General features: G+C 35.6%; 16 protein-coding genes. 1 reads left to right on the top strand and 15 read right to left on the bottom strand.

The window, feature by feature from the left end; translation table 11 throughout:
• Positions 1-375 precede the first annotated feature (375 nt).
• The 14 genes from Q4500_RS17525 to Q4500_RS17460 all read right to left on the bottom strand — a co-directional run bounded on the left by Q4500_RS17525 (position 376) and on the right by Q4500_RS17460 (position 18,111).
• A complete protein-coding gene (locus Q4500_RS17525) occupies positions 376-981 on the bottom strand; it encodes a hypothetical protein (RefSeq protein ID WP_303600873.1) in 606 nt (201 codons plus the stop codon).
• An 87-nt stretch (positions 982-1,068) separates the two neighbouring features.
• Positions 1,069-2,049: a YpdA family putative bacillithiol disulfide reductase gene (locus tag Q4500_RS17520; protein ID WP_303600872.1), complete on the bottom strand. Its 981-nt coding sequence runs from the start codon at positions 2,047-2,049 to the stop codon at positions 1,069-1,071.
• The gene (rpe, locus tag Q4500_RS17515; RefSeq protein WP_303600871.1) at positions 2,046-2,696 is read right to left on the bottom strand and encodes a ribulose-phosphate 3-epimerase; all 651 of its coding nucleotides are present in this window, start codon (positions 2,694-2,696) and stop codon (positions 2,046-2,048) included. The genes Q4500_RS17520 and rpe overlap by 4 nt, the downstream gene beginning before the upstream one ends.
• Positions 2,697-2,779: 83 nt before the next feature.
• On the bottom strand, positions 2,780-5,887 hold the full coding sequence (locus tag Q4500_RS17510; RefSeq protein WP_303600870.1) for a glycosyl hydrolase: 3,108 nt from the start codon (positions 5,885-5,887) through the stop codon (positions 2,780-2,782).
• A 365-nt stretch (positions 5,888-6,252) separates the two neighbouring features.
• Positions 6,253-6,711: a tRNA (cytidine(34)-2'-O)-methyltransferase gene (locus tag Q4500_RS17505; RefSeq protein WP_303600869.1), complete on the bottom strand. Its 459-nt coding sequence runs from the start codon at positions 6,709-6,711 to the stop codon at positions 6,253-6,255.
• Positions 6,711-6,935 (bottom strand): VF530 family protein, encoded by a 225-nt coding sequence (locus Q4500_RS17500; RefSeq protein ID WP_303600868.1) that lies wholly within the window; start codon positions 6,933-6,935, stop codon positions 6,711-6,713. Before Q4500_RS17500 ends, Q4500_RS17505 begins: the two co-directional genes overlap by 1 nt.
• A gap of 28 nt (positions 6,936-6,963) precedes the next feature.
• Positions 6,964-8,946, bottom strand: a complete 1,983-nt coding sequence (gene pulA / locus Q4500_RS17495; protein WP_303600867.1) for a type I pullulanase — start codon at positions 8,944-8,946, stop codon at positions 6,964-6,966.
• A 259-nt stretch (positions 8,947-9,205) separates the two neighbouring features.
• Entirely contained in the window at positions 9,206-10,069 is an 864-nt protein-coding gene (locus Q4500_RS17490; protein WP_299326462.1) for an RNA polymerase sigma factor RpoD/SigA, read from the bottom strand.
• Between the two features lie 160 nt (positions 10,070-10,229).
• Entirely contained in the window at positions 10,230-12,452 is a 2,223-nt protein-coding gene (locus Q4500_RS17485; RefSeq protein WP_299801322.1) for a polyribonucleotide nucleotidyltransferase, read from the bottom strand.
• 206 nt (positions 12,453-12,658) lie between these two features.
• Positions 12,659-12,928, bottom strand: a complete 270-nt coding sequence (gene rpsO / locus Q4500_RS17480; RefSeq protein WP_038235085.1) for a 30S ribosomal protein S15 — start codon at positions 12,926-12,928, stop codon at positions 12,659-12,661.
• A 105-nt stretch (positions 12,929-13,033) separates the two neighbouring features.
• Positions 13,034-13,519, bottom strand: a complete 486-nt coding sequence (locus tag Q4500_RS17475; RefSeq protein WP_299326450.1) for a hypothetical protein — start codon at positions 13,517-13,519, stop codon at positions 13,034-13,036.
• A complete protein-coding gene (gene accD, locus Q4500_RS17470) occupies positions 13,516-14,391 on the bottom strand; it encodes an acetyl-CoA carboxylase, carboxyltransferase subunit beta (RefSeq protein WP_299326486.1) in 876 nt (291 codons plus the stop codon). Before accD ends, Q4500_RS17475 begins: the two co-directional genes overlap by 4 nt.
• 29 nt (positions 14,392-14,420) lie before the next feature.
• On the bottom strand, positions 14,421-15,488 hold the full coding sequence (fbaA, locus tag Q4500_RS17465) for a class II fructose-bisphosphate aldolase (RefSeq protein ID WP_282076246.1): 1,068 nt from the start codon (positions 15,486-15,488) through the stop codon (positions 14,421-14,423).
• Between the two features lie 61 nt (positions 15,489-15,549).
• Positions 15,550-18,111, bottom strand: a complete 2,562-nt coding sequence (locus tag Q4500_RS17460) for a BamA/TamA family outer membrane protein (protein WP_303600866.1) — start codon at positions 18,109-18,111, stop codon at positions 15,550-15,552.
• 54 nt (positions 18,112-18,165) lie between these two features.
• On the opposite strand from Q4500_RS17460, the gene Q4500_RS17455 reads away from it, so the two are divergent.
• The gene (locus tag Q4500_RS17455) at positions 18,166-18,885 is read left to right on the top strand and encodes an RNA methyltransferase (RefSeq protein ID WP_303600865.1); all 720 of its coding nucleotides are present in this window, start codon (positions 18,166-18,168) and stop codon (positions 18,883-18,885) included.
• Positions 18,886-18,953: 68 nt separating this feature from the next.
• Here the strand turns inward: Q4500_RS17455 and Q4500_RS17450 are convergent, their stop codons facing one another.
• Positions 18,954-19,652, bottom strand: a complete 699-nt coding sequence (locus tag Q4500_RS17450; protein WP_303600864.1) for a porin family protein — start codon at positions 19,650-19,652, stop codon at positions 18,954-18,956.
• Between the last annotated feature and the right edge of the window lie 36 nt (positions 19,653-19,688).

The following is a 19,688-nucleotide window of genomic DNA, read 5'->3' as shown; positions in this document are numbered from 1 at the left end:
TATTACCACTACTACTACTACTACTACTACTAGAATTAAGTTATATAGATAAGTCTGTTAGGATAGTTAATATGGTCAATAAGGATTTAACTTCTATTCGAGCATAATCTTCATATAATCAAACTTAGTTCATCGTTAATTTGAAAGAGAAGTTGTAAATGAAAGTTAATCTGATATTTTTAGTTATGAGTTATTCCTTAAGTGTTTTATATAACCATGTTATATAAAAGAATGACTGATGCCATATTTTTGAATTGATATTTGTAGTTATCAATTTTAAAAGTAAACACACATAAATTGAAACTTTCAGTAGTGTATATAAAAAAACCTGAGAAGTTTGCTTCTCAGGTTTTCGTTTGTTTTGAATGCTGATTATTAATCTCTATTAATATCGAAAATAACACCTTCTTTTTGCATTTGAGAAACTTCATTTTTTGAATACCCATAAGTTACCTCAGAATAGTTCTCATCTTTATCAATCTTATATAGTCTAGATTTTTTTGATATTTCATAATCGTTTAAGGAAAGGTATAAACTATCTGAAGTTACTTTTTCAAGTCTCATTGTAGAATAATTGCCATTATCAGCCTTGTATTGGTATATATCACCAACAGCCGGAGCTGATAAATATAGTTGCGTATTTTCTTTGTCTTTTCCACCAGAATAAATTGCAAATCCTATCAAAAGTGCTAATACTAAAAGTCCTGAAAATTGCCATATAGGTCCTTTAGCTTCATCTTTTATGTTTTTATATTGCGTTTTAAGAGCCTCTGGCATTTGTTTTGGCGACAAGGTCTCTTTACAATGGTTGCAATAAGAACTAACACTTTTGCCTAATGGAAACATAGGGATCCAAAAAACGTGTGCATGCTTTCTGTAAATATTGATGTAAATAGTATCTGGATTGTTGCAGTGTTGACAAGTAATATTTCTTGTTTTTACAGAGTCAAGATTTGCTGATCCGGTACCGAAGAAAATCATAAGGTTTGGTTTTGTTGCTAAGTAAATATAACGTTTTTAAAAAGTGTCTATTGTTGTGACAATTTTTAATGCCATTATATCAGTTAATTACGAGGTAGTTATCGTACTCGAAATAATATTCTTAACAATCATTTTTGCGTGAATTCTAGAATTCTCTATAAACCATTTGTGGGTTTCCATCCCTCCACAAATTACACCTGCTAAATAAAGACCTGCGACATTAGTTTCCATAGTATCTGGATTGTAATCGGGTAATTTCTTTTCGTCATTACTTGTATTGACACCTATTTTTTCTAAAAATTTAAAATTAGGTTTATATCCAGTTAGTGCTAAAACAAAGTCATTTTCAATGGCTATATCTCCATCTTTTGTGGTTAAATTGATGTGATTTTTTGAAATTGATTTTATAGTTGTGTTGTAATAAGCTTTGATGCTACCTTCTTCAATTCTATTAATGATATCTGGTCGTACCCAATATTTAACGCGTTGCCCGACTTCTGAGCCACGAATAATCAAAGAGACCTCTGCACCTTTTCGCCAACATTCAAGTGCTGCGTCAATAGCAGAATTGCTAGCTCCAATTACGGCTACTTTTTGACCTGAATAATAATGTGGGTTATCATAATAGTGCACTACTTTCTCTAAATTTTCGCCTGGCACATTCAATAAATTAGGTAGGTCATAAAAACCAGTAGATATTACAACCTGTTTTGAAGAATAGGTGGCCTTATCTGAAACTATTGTAAATACATTCTCATTTTTTTGAACATTTTCTACTTTTTCAAAAAGATGTATATTCAATTTATTTGAGGTCACAATACGTCTATAGTATTCTAAAGCTTCATCTCGTTTAGGTTTAGCTTCATTACTTATAAATGGTATTTCGTCAATCTCTAATTTTTCAGATGAAGAGAAAAACTGCATGTTACTAGGGTAATGAAAAAGCGAATTCACAATAGGCCCCTTTTCTAAAATTAGGTAGTTTAGTCCGTTTTTCTTTGCTTCCAAACCACATGCAATTCCAATTGGTCCACCACCGATGATGACCATGTCAAATACAGTTTTCATCCTTTTAGTTCTTTTATAGTTTTAATTGGATCGGCGCTTTTAAATACAAAACTACCGGCAACTAAAATATCTGCACCAGCTTCAACTAATTTCTTTGAATTGGCAGTGGTAACTCCGCCATCAACTTCTATAAGAGCAGATGATTTCTTTCTTGTAATTAAAGCTTTGGTAGCTTTTATTTTATCATATGTATTTTCTATAAATGATTGTCCACCAAAGCCAGGATTTACACTCATAATCAATACAACGTCAATATCTTGAATGATATCTTCTAAAAGCAAAACATTTGTATGCGGATTCAAAGCAACACCAGCTTTCATGCCCAAAGCCTTTATGGCTTGTATAGTTCTATGTAAATGCGTACACGCTTCATAATGTACCGTCAAAATATGAGCTCCAAGTTTTGCGAATTCTTCAAGATATCTATCAGGGTCCACAATCATCAAATGTACATCTAAAGGTTTTGTAGCATGTTTTTGAATGGCTTTTACAACAGGCATACCGTAAGATATATTTGGAACAAAAACTCCATCCATAACATCAATATGATGATACTCCGCCTCACTTGAATTTACCATTTCTACATCACGTTGTAGATTTCCAAAGTCTGCTGCTAAAAGTGATGGCGCTATACTTGCCTTTTTCATATGAATAAACCTTATTTGTTCATTACAAAAATACGTATTTGTAATTCGTTTTAATTGTGTTTTAGCTTTTGCTTTAACATCATTTAATCAATCTTCGAACCACCATTTTTAGTTAATATAGGATTTATTTTCGTTTTGTATTTACTCAAAATACTATCCAGTTTTTGAAGTTCAATTTTAAGTTCTGCAGATAGTTCTTCATACACTTTATAAGCTCCGTTAGTAGGTTTTGCTTCTCCAGATTCAACACTGCGACGTAATGAAGCTAATCTATTATTAAGCTTAATAGGGAAATTCAAAGGATCCTGACCCGATTGGTTTTTTACTTGATACAATGCTTCTTCAACTTCTGATAAATCATTTAAAAATGGAGTGACTGTATTAGTATAGTCGCTGGTATCAATACTCTCTTTCGAAGCTGTAAGGGATTTTTTTATTTCATGAATTTTAATCACCGCTTCATTGGCAGCAGTAGTTTTACCCATAATTTTATTCGAAAGTTCAAACTGCTCATCTAAATCTTCTTTGGTGATACCTTTTAAATTTGGGTCCATTTTTATTTCGAAGGCATATGTTTTTTCATAATCGCCAGATTTCATTTTCACTTTATAAATTCCTAATGGAGCTTTTGGTCCTCGAGCAGGTCTTGCACTCCAAATAATCATACCGTCAAAAGTGGTGGCGCCAGTATATCTCATATCCCAAGTAAACGTATTTATTCCTTTTGCAGTGGTAGGCTTTGTTGATCCGCCTTTCAGCCAATAAGGAATATTAGGGTCTACTTCATATTTCGGTTTGCTACCGGTAAAGGTGTTGATTAATTTATTTTGAGCATCATAAATTTCAAAAGTGATGGTGTCTTTTTGTTCCTTTAAGTAGTATTGAATAGAGGCGTTTGTTAAACCTCTAAGCGCATCTGTAGGTTTAAACAGAACAGCATCTTGCTTTGCCATTTCTGGGGTAAACTGTCTTATGGGTTGAATATCATCCAAGATCCAGAATCCTCTTCCATGTGTTCCTAATACGACATCATTATCTTTTATGACTAAATCTCTAACAGGAGTATCTGGAAGTTCTAACTGAAGACTTTGCCATAGCTCACCATCGTTCATTGAAAAATATACTCCATGTTCTGTAGCTAAAAATAACAGACCTTCTTTTACAGGATCTTCACGTACGGCTCTTGCAAAATGACCGTCTTCAATACCGGTAATAATCTTGGTCCAAGTTTTACCAAAATCATGTGTTTTGTAAACATAAGGTTGTCTGTCATCAACTTGATATCTATTAGCTGCAGCATAGAGTGTACCCGGGTTATGAATAGATTCATCAATAATACTTACTCTTGAAAATTTTGGTAAATCTTTTGGAGTAATATCTGTCCAATTTTCACCTCCATCTCTTGTAATATGGATTTTGCCATCATCGGAACCTGCCCATATGGTATTGATATCGTGGTTTGATGGAGCAAGGGCAAATACGGTAGCGTAAATTTCTGGTCCGTTCATATCCATGGTGATAATACCGCCAGTTTTACCTAAAGTAGTTGGGTCTGCATACGTTAAATCTGGACTAATTTTTTCCCAAGACTGTCCGTCATCTGTAGTTTTCCAAACATGTTGAGAGCATGTGTACATCAAATTAGAATCTTTTGGAGCGAACATAATAGGAAAAGTCCACTGCCAGCGTTCTGGTAAGGCACTAGCGGGCTCACCAGAGAAAAAACGTGGGTATACTTGAATATCTCTAGATTGTCCGTTACTTCTATCATAACGAGTTAAAAGTGCTCCTTGGCTACCGGCATAAAAAATATCTAAGTCCGTAGGATGTTGGGTAATCCACCCACTTTCGCCACCGCCAACAGCGTAAGCCCAACCATCTCCTTGACCTCTTGCTTGCATATGTCCCCAGCCATCACTTGGTACGGCAATAGTACTATTGTCTTGTTGTGCGCCAGCAACATGATAAGGTACGTCGTTCGTTGTCATTACATGGTACAGTTGTGTAGTAGTGTAATCTTCTTTTGTCCATGATTTTCCACCATTGATACTAACAACACCACCGCCGTCATTAGAAGAAATCATACGGTCTGGATTGTTAGGGTCTATCCATAAATCATGATTATCGCCATGTGGTACTTTAATTTTTATGTCAAAAGTTTTTCCGCCATCTGTAGACTTCCAAAAATCAACATTAAGTCCGTAAACAATGTCTTTGTCAAGCGGATCCGCATAAATTCTCGAATAGTAAAAAGCACGTTGTCTCAGTTTTCTTTCATCATTGGTACGTTCCCAAGTTTTACCGGCATCGTCTGAACGAAAAACACCACCTTCGTTAGCTTCCACAACGGCCCAAACACGATTAGAATCTGCTGGTGAAACTGTAACACCGATTTTACCTAACGGACCTTTTGGCATTCCAGGGTTTTTCGAAAGATCTATCCAAGTTTCACCGGCGTCAGTGGATTTCCATAGTTTACAATCTGGTCCTCCGCCCCACATTTTCCATGCTTTTCTTTGAACTTGCCATGTGCTTGCGTATAAAACATTAGGATTATTTCTGTCAATTATTAAATCTACGGCACCTGCCTTGTCGCTTACATATAATGTCTTGTTCCAATTTTTTCCGCCATCGGTACTTTTAAAAACACCACGTTGTTCATTATCGCCATATGGGTGACCTAAAGCTGCTACATAGACAATATCAGGATTTGTTGGGTGAATTCTAATTCTAGAAACCGCTTGAGTTTCTTCTAGCCCTAGATGTGTCCAAGTTTTACCGGCATCAGCTGATTTATAAACTCCGTCACCTTGGGTGATACTGCCGCGCAATTGTACTTCTCCCATACCAATGTATACAATATCAGGATTAGTTTCTGCGACCGCAACTGCACCAACGGAAGAGCTTGTAATTTGACCATCGGTAACAGCTTCCCATTCATTACCGCCATCTGTAGTTTTCCATAATCCGCCACCTGTTGCACCGAAATAATATTCGTTAGGCCTACTTGGACTTCCCGAAGATCCTAAAGAACGACCACCACGTACAGGGCCGATATTTCGCCATTCTAGATTTTCGTAGAATTCTGGAGTTATTGTTGCAGTTGTTTTTTTAGATCTTTTTTGTGCAAAACTGATGCTAAAGGCGACCAATGTAAATGCAAGTAATAGGTAGCATCTTTTCGTATTCATAAGGTGGAAGTTAGGTTGGTTCTAATGGTGGAATAAAAGAATTTCACTTTGAAAATAATCAATTATTCTGCTATAATTAAATGATTTTAAAATTTTAACGGGAAGTTGGGGAAACCTAATATCTGGACTAATTTGAATATTTTTTCATGAATGATAGAATCGTGATATTATGCTGATTTTTTACGATATAGGTAATATGAGCTTATGTTATTTGGAATTTGGTAAGTGATGGATTTTAATTGGAAAACTAGATTGAAGTTTTTGATTTAGGAAGAGAAAATTAGTGCAACTTAAATTTTACTACCGATAGTTTAGTTAGCATTTTTTTAAAATTTTGCACCATTTCAGTTATCAAAAGAAAGCAATTATTTCAGGTTTATTTGTCGTAAACCTTCGTAAATGGTAATGGCTACAGCATTGGCTAAGTTTAAACTTCTAATGTGTTCGCTATACAATGGAATCTTGGAATTGTTCTCGATGTTTTGCTGTAATAATTCTTTAGGTAAGCCAACAGATTCTTTCCCGAAAACGAGAAACATGTCATCTTCAAAATCCATTTCCCAATGATTTTTGGTAGCCGTAGCAGAAAAGAATATCATTTTTTTGTCCTTATGCTGGTCAAAGAATTCATCAACATTCTCGTACATAATAACATTGAGGTGTTGCCAGTAATCTAGTCCCGCTCTTTTTAAACGTTTATCGGTAAGTTCAAATCCGAATGGTTTTACCAAATGCAATGTAGATCCTGTTCCGAGAGCTAATCTGCCGATGTTACCTGTATTATTCGGTATTTCTGGTTCTATGAGTACTATATTAAGGCTCATTATTTTTTGAAGGATTGTAAGTATAAATGTTCAACTTTTTCACGTGCCCACGGAGTTCTACGTAAAAATTTTAAGCTTGATTTTATAGACGGATTACTTTTAAAGCAATTAATATCAACTTGACCAGCCAAATCTTCCCAAGAATATTTTTCTGTAAGTTCTTCAAGTATTGTTGCTAGCTTAATACCATGAAGCGGATTGTTAGGTTGAGGATCTGAACTCATGTTTTATTAAAATTTTATAGACTTACAATTATTTCTGAAATGCTATGTACATTGATAGCGGCGGTACTTCGATATTGTTTTTCAGTATATGCAGCCCTTGAAAGTCAAAGGTACTACCAGAAACAGCTTTTTGCCAAACCCCATCAATTTTATAATTAATGTTTTTGTTGTGTGCATTGTAAATAACCAAAATATTCTTCCAAGTATCACCATTTGCATGCTCTTCTAAAATGAAGGAGACAAGGCTGTCATTTGCTTTTTGAAATTTTAAATGCTTTTGTATATCAAGGGCATTGTGCATGGTAAATGCCGAATGTGCTTTTCGTAATTGAATAAGGTTTTTATAATACTCAAAAACCTCTTTATGGTCATTTTTCCAATTCCAGTTTATTTGATTAATACTATCTGGTAGGTTGTAAGAATTATGTTCTCCGTTTTTAGTACGAAGCATTTCTGATCCAGCATGAAGAAACGGGGTGCCTTGGGAGGTCAGTACAATGGCATTCGCTAATTTATCCATAGTAATCAATTCTTCTAATGTTGCATCTGGTCTTGAAATTTTAAGTTTGTCAAATAAGGTATGATTATCGTGGCATGAAACATAGTTGATAGATTGCCATGGTTCTAAGGTCCAAGGGTCGTCAGAATAATTTATATCTTCATATTCAATTTGAGGATGTTGAATGGCACCTACAATTCCGAATTTAATCGATTCCTCTGTATTCTTGGCACCACTAACAAAACCTAAACTTTCATCCTCGAAAACTGAACCTTTTAACCCATCACGTAAATCATCACTAAAAGCAGCAAATTTTGGAAGTTGCTGCATATGTTTTTTAAGGGCTCGTTTTTCTTCTGCTAGAGGAGAATCTTTAGCAGTCCATCCTTCGCCATATAAAAGTGCATCAGGATTTATTATTAAAACAGTTTCGCCAATTTTATTCATGGTTTCAATGTCATGAATACCCATGAGGTCGAAACGGAATCCGTCAATATGATATTCTTTCGTCCAATGTAAGACAGATTCAATCATGAATTTCCGCATCATAGCACGCTCTGAGGCAGTTTCGTTACCGCAGGCAGCAGCATCTGAATAAGAACCATCTTCCCAATGGCGATAGTAGTACCCAGGTACTTCTTGATTAAAGTTAGATTCTTTTGTTTTGCCAGTGTGGTTATATGCGACATCTAAAATAACCCCAATACCATTATCATGAAAAGTTTTTACCATTTGCTTGAACTCTTTAATGCGAACTTCTGCATTAAAGGGGTCGGTAGAAAAAGAACCTTCAGGGGTATTGTAGTTATTAGGGTCGTAACCCCAATTAAATTGTGGAGTGTCTAAATTAGTTTCATCAATAGAGTAGTGGTCTAAAGTGGGTAAAAGATGCACATGGGTAATGCCTAATTCTTTTAAATGATCAATACCTGTAGCAACTCGGTTTGGACCTTTAGTTTCAGCTTCTATTAACCCTAAGTATGTACCAGGTAGTGATGAGCCAGACTGCGGATGAATTGTCATGTCACGAACATGTAATTCATAAATTATAGCTTCATTATATTTACTAAGAGTAGGGGGTGAGTCTTTTTTCCAAGCCTTCGGGTTGGTGGTTTCCATATCTAAGACCATAGCTCTATTGCCATTAACACCTACAGCTTTTGCATAAATTCCCGGAGTTTCATCTAGCCACGAATCATTAATTTTAACTTGATAGGTGTAATAGATGCCATTTAAATCACCATCTACTTTTGTTTGCCAAATACCTTGATGCTTTTTTGTCAGGTTATAGTATGAAAACACAGTAGCGTCATGTCCATCTTTATAGAGTCTTAAAATTACTTCTTCAGCATTTGGAGACCAAAGTTTAAAGAGCGTAGCATCTTTGGTGTATTGTATCCAAAGGTTTTCGTCTATAGGTTTAGGGTACTTATTGAAGTCGGTAATAGTCTTTTTGGGATTACAAGAGTTGAACAGCGCAAAACTCATTAGAATTAGTACTGTATGTTTCATTAGGTTAATGTTGATACTCTAAGGTAAGGAAAGATTTTTTAGGGTATGTGTCAGTATACAGATACCTAACTTTTCAAATTACATTACAAACTATTATAAATGAAAAAACTCCGGTAATCAGCCGGAGTTTATTCATCAATCAAAAAACGAACAGTCATGATAAACTGTTGTTACCGTTAAAATTACAACTAATATGCCAATATTGCCAATTTAAGGAATATTTAACGTGTAATTTTTATAGCTTGAACGCTTAGGATTTTTAACCCAAATACGTTTTTAATATTTTACTTCTAGAAGTATGCTTTAAACGTCTAATCGCTTTTTCTTTAATTTGACGAACTCTTTCTCTTGTTAGATCAAAAGTTTCACCAATTTCTTCTAAGGTCATAGAATGCTGATTAGCAAGACCAAAGTATAAACGAATAACATCTGCCTCACGAGGCGTCAGAGTTTCTAAAGCACGCTCAATTTCTGTACGTAAAGACTCATGTAATAATTCTCTATCTGGATTTGGAGATTCGCCACTACGAAGTACATCGTAAAGGTTAGAATCTTCACCGTCTATAAGAGGCGCATCCATAGATACGTGTCTACCTGAGTTTTTCAATGATTGTTTTACGTCGTCAACAGTCATATCCAATTCTTTCGCGATTTCTTCAGGAGAAGGCATTCTTTCATGCGCTTGCTCTAAGAAAGCAAAAGTCTTGTTGATTTTGTTGATAGAACCAATTTTGTTCAATGGCAAACGAACGATACGAGATTGTTCTGCCAAAGCTTGTAATATAGATTGACGGATCCACCATACGGCGTAGGAGATAAATTTAAATCCCCGCGTTTCGTCAAAACGCTGTGCAGCTTTGATAAGACCAAGGTTTCCCTCGTTAATCAAATCTGGTAAAGTAAGGCCTTGGTTTTGGTACTGCTTAGCAACTGAAACCACGAATCTGAGGTTGGCTTTCGTAAGTTCTTCAAGAGCACGCTGATCGCCTGCCTTAATACGTTGTGCCAATTCTACTTCTTCATCAGCGGTAATCAAGTCCACTTTTCCAATTTCTTGTAAGTACTTGTCCAAAGATGCGGTCTCTCTATTGGTGACCTGTTTTGTAATCTTAAGCTGTCTCATTAAAATAAATTAAGTTCAATTTGCATAGACTGCATATACTTATACGTAAAAATCTTCCGAATGTTACAATTGGAGGCAAAAAACTTCATTAATCTGTTGAAATGCATAAAAAAAGCCCCAACATATACGTCGGGGCTTACTTTATAAACTTACAAGAGTATTAATCTCTTCTTGGTTTTCTGTCGCGATCACGACTACGATCGTTTCCACGACGGTCATCTCTACGCTTGTCATCACGTGGTGGTCTTTCAACAAAACCTTCTGGTTTTGGTAAAAGCGCTTTACGAGAAACTTTCTCTTTACGTGTACGTTTGTCTAGGCCAAAATACTTAACATCGAATACATCGCCCATGTTTACAACATCAGCTACATTTTCTGTACGCTCCCAAGCTAGTTCACTTACGTGCAATAATACTTCGTTACCAGGCGCATCCATATATTCTACAACCGCACCAAAATCAAGCATTTTAATAACTTTTACTTCGTAAACGCTACCAACTTCAGGTTTAAATAAGATAGAATCTATTTTTGCCATAACAGCATCAATACCTTTACTACCTACACCTAAAATTTCTACAATACCTTCTTCGGTAACAGGATCCTCATTTATAACGATAGTCGTTTCAGTTTCCTTTTGCATCTCTTGAATTACTTTTCCACCAGGACCAATTAAAGCACCAATAAATTCGTTAGGAACTCTACGAGTAACCATTGTAGGCGCGTGATCTTTAACGCTTTCAGCAGGAGCAGAAATCGTATCGGTAATTTTACCTAAGATGTGTAAACGACCATCTCTAGCTTGCTTTAAAGCATTTACAAGAATTTCGTAAGACAATCCTTTTACTTTAATATCCATTTGGCAAGCAGTAATACCATCAGCAGTACCAGTTACTTTAAAATCCATATCTCCTAAATGATCTTCATCACCTAAAATATCGGATAATACAGCATATTTACCAGAATCAGCATCAGAAATTAATCCCATTGCAATTCCAGAAACTGGTTTCTTCATTTTAACACCAGCATCCATCATAGCCATTGTACCAGCACAAACTGTTGCCATTGAAGAAGAACCGTTAGATTCTAAAACTTCAGATACAACACGAACTGTATAAGGGCAATCTGCAGGAATCATACCTTTTAAGGCACGTTGAGCTAAGTTACCGTGACCAACTTCTCTACGAGATGTTCCACGAATTGGTCTAGCTTCACCTGTACAGAAAGGAGGGAAGTTATAATGTAAATAGAAATTCTCTTCGCCTTCGTAAGATGGCATATCTATTTTGTTTGCATCTCTAGATGTACCTAAAGTTACTGTAGCTAAAGCTTGAGTTTCTCCACGGGTAAAGATTGCAGATCCATGAGTAGAAGGTAAATAATCAACCTCACACCAAATAGGTCTAATTTCATCAGTCTTACGACCATCTAAACGTAAACCTTCGTTCAATGTTAAATCACGTACAGCTGCTTTTTCAGCTTTATTGTAATATTTAGAAATTAATCCGCCAAAATCAGCTTGCTCTTCTTCAGAAAAAGATGCTTTAATTTCTTCTTTGATTTCACCAAAAGCAGCACTACGTTCATGCTTAGCAGAACCTGCTTGAGCAATAGCATATACTTTGTCATAAGCCATGTCGTGAATTTTCTTAGCCAAATCAGCTTCTTCTCTTTCACCTTGGTACTCACGAACTTCTTTTTTGCCAAAAGCTTCAGCCAATGCAACTTGAGCAGCACATTGTACTTTAATTGCTTCATGAGCAAATTTGATAGCTTCTGTCATTTCTTCTTCAGAAATCTCATCCATTTCACCTTCAACCATCATTACTGAATCAGCCGAAGCACCAATCATCATATCGATGTCAGACTCTGCTAATTGAGCGCGAGTTGGGTTAATTACGAATTCGCCATTTACACGAGCAACTCTAGCTTCAGAAATTGGGCATTCGAATGGAAAATCTGATAATTGAATAGCAGCAGAAGCAGCTAAACCTGCCATTGCATCTGGCATAACGTCATCATCATGAGACATTAATTGAATCATCACCTGAGTTTCAGAGTGGTAATCTTTTGGGAATAATGGACGTAAAACACGATCCACTAAACGCATAGTTAAAACTTCACCATCACTTGGTCTTGCTTCTCTTTTAAAGAAACCACCTGGGTAACGACCAGCAGCAGCAAATTTTTCACGGTAATCTACCGTAAGTGGAAGAAAGTCCACATCACTTTGTTTGTAGTTGGAAACAACTGTACATAATAACATACATTTTCCTGATTGAACAACAACAGAACCGTGTGCCTGTTTTGCCAATTTTCCTGTTTCGATAGAAATTTCTCTACCGTCCCCAAGGTCTATGACCTCTTTAAATACTTTTGGAATCATAAAATTCGATTAAAATTTGCGCAATGCAAATTTGTTAAACAATGGTCTTTCCGACTGAAATTCTCTGGTCGGAGTTGTTGTGTTGTTGTGTTGACCAATGAAAAACCGTGTGTAGCTTTTTGTTCGCCTTTGCCAATATGTTTGGCTTAAACTCCTAAGGCAGGAGTATTAAAAAAGGGGATAGCTAGCTATCCCCTTTTGCAATATTATTTTCTAATACCTAGCTCTTTAATTAGCTCTCTGTATTTTACAATATCATTTTTAATCATGTAATCAAGAAGACTTCTTCTTTTACCTACGAGTTTCACAAGTGAACGCTCAGTGTTATAGTCTTTATGATTTCTTTTCAAGTGACCGGTCAAGTGATTGATTCGGTGTGTGAATAAAGCAATCTGTCCTTCTGTAGAACCAGTGTTCTCTGCTTTACCGCCGTGTTTCTTGAAAATTTCGGCTTTTACTTCTTTTGTTAAATACATTCCAATATTAATTTAAATGATTTTTATGTACATGATTGATTTTCAATCAGGGCGCAAAGGTATGATATTTTTTGAAATGTTTAATTTATATTTTGATAATTTACATCAAAAAGCACAACCATTGGGCAATGGTGCTATTATTTCTAAACCTTCAGCAAAATCTGAGCTTAATTCAGAAGCAGAAAACCCATTGATGATAGACCCTTTTTGTACAGCAGATGCATAACCTGTAGTATTCATGTGAACACGAATATAAACTTCGTCTTCATTTTTAAGAGGAATATTAGAACCTGATCTTGTAAATGGTTGTTCGTCTACATGACTATGAGTTAGAATTCTTCTATAAATAAGATTTCCTTCTAAATCAATGATTTCCCACCAATCTGCATATTGGTCACAACCTGTATCAGGACTAGAGACTGTAGTAGCAATTGTATACGCATTTGACTCTCCTGTTATGCTTACCTCGGTAACTTGTGCATTAAAATCAAAAATGCTCGTCGAATCTGATTCATCGACGAGCACTTTTTCTTTATCTGTAGAACAGCATAAAAACCAAAATGATAGTATGGTACATACTAAAGTTTTCAAGCCGTTGCTTTTTCTAATCTCACCGGATTATTTTGAATAAGGTCTATATAGAGGTTGACTTTTTTCTTTAAATCTTTTCTGTGTGAAATGAAATCTAAGAATCCGTGTTCCAATAAAAATTCAGATGACTGAAAGCCTTCAGGTAAATCTTTACCAGTAGTATCCTTTACAATTCTTGGACCGGCAAAACCTATCAATGCACCTGGTTCTGCAATATTAATATCGCCAAGCATTGCATATGATGCAGTTGTACCACCAGTTGTTGGATCTGTACATAAAGAAATATATGGTAAACCAGCTTCAGACAACTGCGCAAGTTTGGCAGATGTTTTTGCTAATTGCATTAATGAAAGCGCTGCCTCCATCATACGAGCTCCACCAGATTTAGAAATCATCATAAATGGTGTTTTCTTTTTAATGGCGTAGTCAATACCACGAGCAATTTTCTCGCCAACGACACTACCCATAGAACCACCGATGAATTTAAAATCCATACAACAGATTACGATATCTTTACCAAATGACTTTCCGTATCCTGTTCTTACAGCATCTTTAAGTCCGGTTTTTTTCTGTGCCGCTTTTAAACGCTCGCTATATTTCTTGGTATCCTCAAATTTTAAAGGGTCTTTAGAAGTAAGATTTGCATCAAGTTCTCTAAACTTGTTGTCATCGAACAAAATTTCAAAATACTCCTTACTACCGATTCTTACATGGTAATCATCTTCAGGACTTACATAAAAGTTTTTTGCAAGATCGTCTGACTCAACTATTTTACCTGTTGGCGATTTGTACCACAAGCCTTTAGGTGTGTCTTTCTTTTCTTCGGTAGAGGTTTGTATGCCTTTTTCTTTTCTTTTAAACCAAGCCGTCATATCATCCATTTTTTGGTTATCCTATACTATTAAAGTGTATTTACGTTGTTTAAGTCTTCAAAGGCTTTTTTCAAACGCTCTATAAAAGCAGTTTCACCTTTTCTCAACCAAACTCTTGGATCGTAAAATTTCTTGTTAGGCTCATCTGCACCTTTAGGGTTGCCTATTTGTGCTTGTAAGTAGTCTTTGTTATCTTGAACATAGTCACGAACACCTGCTAAAAAGGCATACTGTAAATCTGTGTCAATATTCATTTTAATAACACCGTAGCTAATACCTTCTCTAATTTCTTCAACAGTAGATCCAGATCCACCGTGAAATACGAAATCGATATGGTTGTGCTCAACACCATATTTTTCAGAAATATACTCTTGGGAGTTTTTAAGAATTTTCGGAGTCAATTTTACGTTACCTGGCTTATAAACACCATGTACGTTACCGAATGCAGCAGCGATAGTGAACTTTGGGCTTACTTTAGAAAGTTCTTCGTAAGCATATGCTACTTCTTCTGGTTGTGTGTATAATTTAGAATCATCTACATCAGAATTGTCAACACCATCTTCTTCGCCGCCAGTAATACCTAGTTCGATTTCTAGCGTCATGTTCATTTTGCTCATGCGCTCTAAATAACCCTTACAGATTTCGATGTTCTCTTCTAAAGGCTCTTCAGAAAGATCGATCATATGTGAACTGAACAAAGATTTACCAGTTTCAGCGAAATGTTTTTCACTAGCATCTAGAAGACCGTCGATCCAAGGCAATAATTTTTTTGCACAATGATCTGTATGAAGAATAACTGTAGCACCATAAGCTTCTGCTAATTGGTGAACATGTTTTGCGCCTGCAACTGCACCTAGAATAGCTGCTTTTTGTCCATCATTAGAAAGACCTTTACCGGCATTAAACTGAGCTCCACCATTAGAAAATTGAATGATAACAGGAGCATTTAAACTTGCAGCTGTCTCTAAAACACCATTAATAGTATCTGAACCAATAACGTTTACCGCAGGTAATGCAAATCCTTTTTCTTTTGCGTAATTGAAAATTGCTTGAACTTCGTCTCCGGTTGCAACTCCCGGTTTGATATTGTGAGCCATAATTATGTTGTTGTTTGTTTCTAAAAAAAAATGAAAAACAAAAGTAATAAAACAATTATATTTAAAAGGGATAGTTGATGCCTATTTGCAATACGGAATTTGCGAAGTTATAATCTCTAAACCAGCGCTTAGACTGAATTTCAGCAGGATTATAGGTTTTGAAGCCTAAATCTAATCGAAATAGAAAATAGGTAAAATCGTACCGCACGCCAAAACCTGTACCAAGGGCAATGTCCTTTAGAGAGCTTAGTCCGTCAAAAGTAGCATCTGGATCTTCTACATTATCCAGCACGTTCCATATGTTTCCTGCATCAGCAAATATGGCTCCGTTAATATCACCTGCTACCGGAAATCTGTATTCTAAGTTTAAGGCTAATTTTAAATTTGCTTCGTTAAAATCGTTTATTGCAGATACGCTACCTGGTCCTAAAGAATAAGGAAACCATGCGCGGTTGTCATTTGAGCCACCACCAAAATAACTACGAACAAATGGGATACTGTTAGAGTTGCCATAAGGAATAGCAATACCGAAAAAAGCCCTAGCGGCTAGTACATTAGAACGTGATAAATCCCAATATTTAACATACTCAAATTCGTTCTTGATATACTGAGAAAATGGTACTCCAAAAACTAAAAGTTGATCATCTTTTTTGTTAAAAGGTATAATCGATGAAAAGGCGGATAATACATTACCTGCGCCTTCTATTTTCCAGCGAAATTGATAAAATGAATTATCTAGTATTCCAGTTCTATTGGTTTTATTAAAGGTATAGTTGGTTGCAAAAATTAGGTTATTCTCAGTAAGTCTAATTCTTCTTTCCTCAATAGAATTCACATCGTCAAAATCATCCGGGGTTGAAGCAACATCTTCATTTAATATGGCATCTGTAAAGCCTGTAGTGCCAGATGGAATTATTAAATTCAGCTCGTCATCACCATCACCTGGTTCAAAGTATTCAACTAACTCAGGGTATAAGACGGGGTCTTTGTATTTATCCGCAATTTCATCTAAAAGTTCATAGGTGTTTGTGTATACATTGTAAAATCGTTCTTCATTTACATTTCTAACGAATTGAATATTGAGTAATTCGACATTATGGTTTACAAAGTCGCTAGGTGCCCAATTATAAGCCAAAACGGTATTTAGGGTCTGTTTGTCTAGACCAATATTGTTCTGGAAATTGGTTCCTATCGCGATCCTTGTTTTTGGTAGTGTATAATTAGGTATAATTCTAGAGGTATTAATAAAGGGGAACCAGATTCTAGGAAAGTCTAGGGTAATGTCACCTCCGAATTCTGAAAAGTAATTAGCCTCAAAAGTATTTCGGCTTAAAAGCCCATAAGAGCCATTAGCGGAGATGCTTAAGTTTTCAGCTCCTTTAAAAATGTTTCTTATTAGTAGGGTGGTGCCGAGACCAACTCCTAAACGTCGTATATTGGAACGGCTAACTTCAAAATTAGTGCTAAGTGCATATTTTGTTTTCGGAGCGAGATAAATATTAGTGTTTACTTGGTTGTCTAAAGAGTCCGCTTCAAAAATGATGTTTGGGTATTTAAATACATTAAGGGCATTTAACTGCCTAGATGTTCTAATTTTATCTACATCTCTATAAGTACTATCTTTTTTAAAAAAGATCGCATTTGCCAATGTTTTTGGTTTTATGTCAAAATTTTTGGAATAATGAATTGTGTAGTCTTGATAGTCTAAAGTGTAGAGTGAATCTTGTGTACTTGTAGATAGGTAGTCTGTATAAATATTAATTTTATTGATTTTTTCAACTTTGTATGCAGAGGTGGTAACTTCATTTTCTCCTCTTGTTTTTAGATCGCCAATATTTAAGGTGATGTTCATTTTCTGGTCACCTGCAGCCCTTGTTGTATCCCTTAGAATATCAAAGGCAATAGAGCTTTCTTGAAAGTTTCTAATTCCACTATTTCTAAAAATACTTGCTAGTCGTTCACGTTCATTATTGAAATTAGATAAATCAAATTGTTGCCCTTCCTTTATCAGCGAGTTTGCAGAATGTAAAAAGTAAAGAGAATCTATGGCCTTTGATGAAATACTGTTACTAAGAGAATCTATCATATAAGGGTCGCCTAATTCTATATGATAATATACTTTAGCTTTTTTTCGTTTTGTGCTGTCAATACTATAAGTAGTACTATTGGTAAAATAACCTTTACTTTCGTAGTATGCGCTAAGTTTTGTTAGACTTAATCTTGTTTTTGAGGTATCTAAAACTGTAGGTTCTTCACCTATATCTTCAAGCCAATTGCTTAGCCCTTTTACTAAAAAGGACTCTCCTAAGCGCTTAACCTGTTTTTCTGACAATAAATTATTAAGTCTCTTTTTTCTGTTCTCTTTACGGTCGAGCCAAGCATTGTATGAAGAATCAGGATTTTCTTTCGCAAGATTATAAAGGTTTAGTCTTAAAGGATATCCTAAAACAGTTGAATTAGGTTTTTGGTAGATAAGACTTTCTAATTCAGCGTTTTTTAATTTAATAGAATCGGCGTAAATGGAGTTTTTAATCACCAAGTACTCGTCGTCCTCAACTTTTTTTAACGAGTTGCAGGATAGCAAGACTATTGCCAGTAGTGATAATAAGCTTAATTTAGCCATGTTGTTTTTGGAGCAAAGTGCCATCCTCATAGAAATCAAAAATACATTATTTGAATGGTTGTCAAAAGTGAATTGAAACTTATCAAAAGTCTACAGCAAAAAAAGTGCCGAAATGAGCATGGACTATTTGTTGTGGAAGGTAAAAAGACGGTGGAGGAAGTAGTGAATTCCGACATTAAAGTATATAAGCTGTTTGCTGTAGATCCCAGCGGGTTAGATGTAAATGGTTTACAAGTAAACGCAATATCTAATAAAGCGTTGGGGCAGGTTAGTAGTCTAAAGAACCCCAATGGATATCTTGGAGTATTTCATATCCCTAAACAAACAGAAAATATTTTATCTGATTGGATTTTGGTATTAGACGGTATTCAAGATCCAGGTAATTTAGGAACCATTATTAGACTTTGCGATTGGTTTGGTATTACTGATATTGTTTGTTCTGCTACTACTGTAGATTGCTATAACGCTAAAGTATTGCAAGCTACTATGGGTTCGATTACGCGGGTGAATATTCGGTATACAGACCTTGAGGTATTTTTGTCATCAGCAAAATTGCCTATATATGGTACTTTTATGGATGGTGTAAGTGTTAATGATTCGAAATTACCGGAGAAAGGAATAATGATTATGGGTAATGAGGGCAAAGGAGTTTCTGGTGCTGTTGCAGCACTATGTACCGATAGGTTGGCAATCCCTCAATTTGGCGAAGCAACTACAGAAAGTTTAAATGTAGCTTCTGCAACTGCGATTTTACTTCATGAAATTAGAAAGTAACTAGGTGTTATAAATCGATAAATTTATTTTTTGCTAATTGCTAATTGCTAATTGCTAATTGCTAATTGCTACTCAAAAGTAAAGTTGATGAAGATTCCGCGTGTTTTTAAAGACTCGATATTCCCGGTCCAAGGGCTGTTGGGGTCATTATCGGGTATTAACTCATCAGTTATGGCAAAAACACCACGAATAGAAGGGGTGAATTTGAAGTACTCTAGGTAAAAATCAATTCCGAAACCAAGTTCATAGTTGTAAACCCATTTTTTCATTCTAAAGGTGCCAGTTTCATTGTCGTCAAGACTGTCCTCATTGCTACCTAGGTTGAGTCCTGTCGATACGCCACCCAAAAGAAATGGTTTAAAATTGCCATACCTTCTGGTGCTCGCTTTTAAAAGTAAAGGAAAATTTATGTATGTTGATTTTACTTCTACTAGTGCATCGCGTTCATCTTCAATTAACGGAGACGGAAAACCTAATAATCTAGAACCATAATGTAGACCAGGTTCAAAACGTACATCAAAAAACTCATTTAGGCGTATTTCACCAATTAAACCCACGTTAAAGCCGAAGCTTTTACTGACCAAAATGTCAGGAGCATTTTCCTTATATTCAAATTTAAAGTCATATTGATTTAAACCAAGGAAGTAGCCCCAGTTTAAGAGTTTCTTATCTTCGTTTTGTTTATTCAATATGGGACTTTCGTTGAATTGAGCACTTGCTATATTAACAAGCAACAACGTTAGAGGTATAAAAAACCACTTTTTCATATATCCTGGTTTACGATTGTAAAACGTCAAATATAT

The sequence above is a fragment of the Maribacter sp. 1_MG-2023 genome (genome assembly GCF_030547005.1).
Lineage (GTDB): Bacteria > Bacteroidota > Bacteroidia > Flavobacteriales > Flavobacteriaceae > Maribacter.
This window is presented reverse-complemented; position numbering and strand designations above follow the sequence as displayed.

Excerpts from the sequence above, each read along its gene's own strand:
- Q4500_RS17450 (WP_303600864.1), bottom strand. The coding sequence starts at position 19,652 with ATGAAAAAGTGGTTTTTTATACCTCTAACGTTGTTGCTTGTTAATATA.
- Q4500_RS17525 (WP_303600873.1), bottom strand. The coding sequence starts at position 981 with ATGATTTTCTTCGGTACCGGATCAGCAAATCTTGACTCTGTAAAAACA.
- rpe (WP_303600871.1), bottom strand. The coding sequence starts at position 2,696 with ATGAAAAAGGCAAGTATAGCGCCATCACTTTTAGCAGCAGACTTTGGA.
- fbaA (WP_282076246.1), bottom strand. The coding sequence starts at position 15,488 with ATGGCTCACAATATCAAACCGGGAGTTGCAACCGGAGACGAAGTTCAA.
- Q4500_RS17490 (WP_299326462.1), bottom strand. The coding sequence starts at position 10,069 with ATGAGACAGCTTAAGATTACAAAACAGGTCACCAATAGAGAGACCGCA.
- rpsO (WP_038235085.1), bottom strand. The coding sequence starts at position 12,928 with ATGTATTTAACAAAAGAAGTAAAAGCCGAAATTTTCAAGAAACACGGC.
- accD (WP_299326486.1), bottom strand. The coding sequence starts at position 14,391 with ATGACGGCTTGGTTTAAAAGAAAAGAAAAAGGCATACAAACCTCTACC.
- Q4500_RS17505 (WP_303600869.1), bottom strand. The coding sequence starts at position 6,711 with ATGAGCCTTAATATAGTACTCATAGAACCAGAAATACCGAATAATACA.
- Q4500_RS17500 (WP_303600868.1), bottom strand. The coding sequence starts at position 6,935 with ATGAGTTCAGATCCTCAACCTAACAATCCGCTTCATGGTATTAAGCTA.
- Q4500_RS17460 (WP_303600866.1), bottom strand. The coding sequence starts at position 18,111 with ATGGCTAAATTAAGCTTATTATCACTACTGGCAATAGTCTTGCTATCC.
- pulA (WP_303600867.1), bottom strand. The coding sequence starts at position 8,946 with ATGAAACATACAGTACTAATTCTAATGAGTTTTGCGCTGTTCAACTCT.
- Q4500_RS17455 (WP_303600865.1), top strand. The coding sequence starts at position 18,166 with ATGGTTGTCAAAAGTGAATTGAAACTTATCAAAAGTCTACAGCAAAAA.
- Q4500_RS17485 (WP_299801322.1), bottom strand. The coding sequence starts at position 12,452 with ATGATTCCAAAAGTATTTAAAGAGGTCATAGACCTTGGGGACGGTAGA.
- Q4500_RS17510 (WP_303600870.1), bottom strand. The coding sequence starts at position 5,887 with ATGAATACGAAAAGATGCTACCTATTACTTGCATTTACATTGGTCGCC.
- Q4500_RS17520 (WP_303600872.1), bottom strand. The coding sequence starts at position 2,049 with ATGAAAACTGTATTTGACATGGTCATCATCGGTGGTGGACCAATTGGA.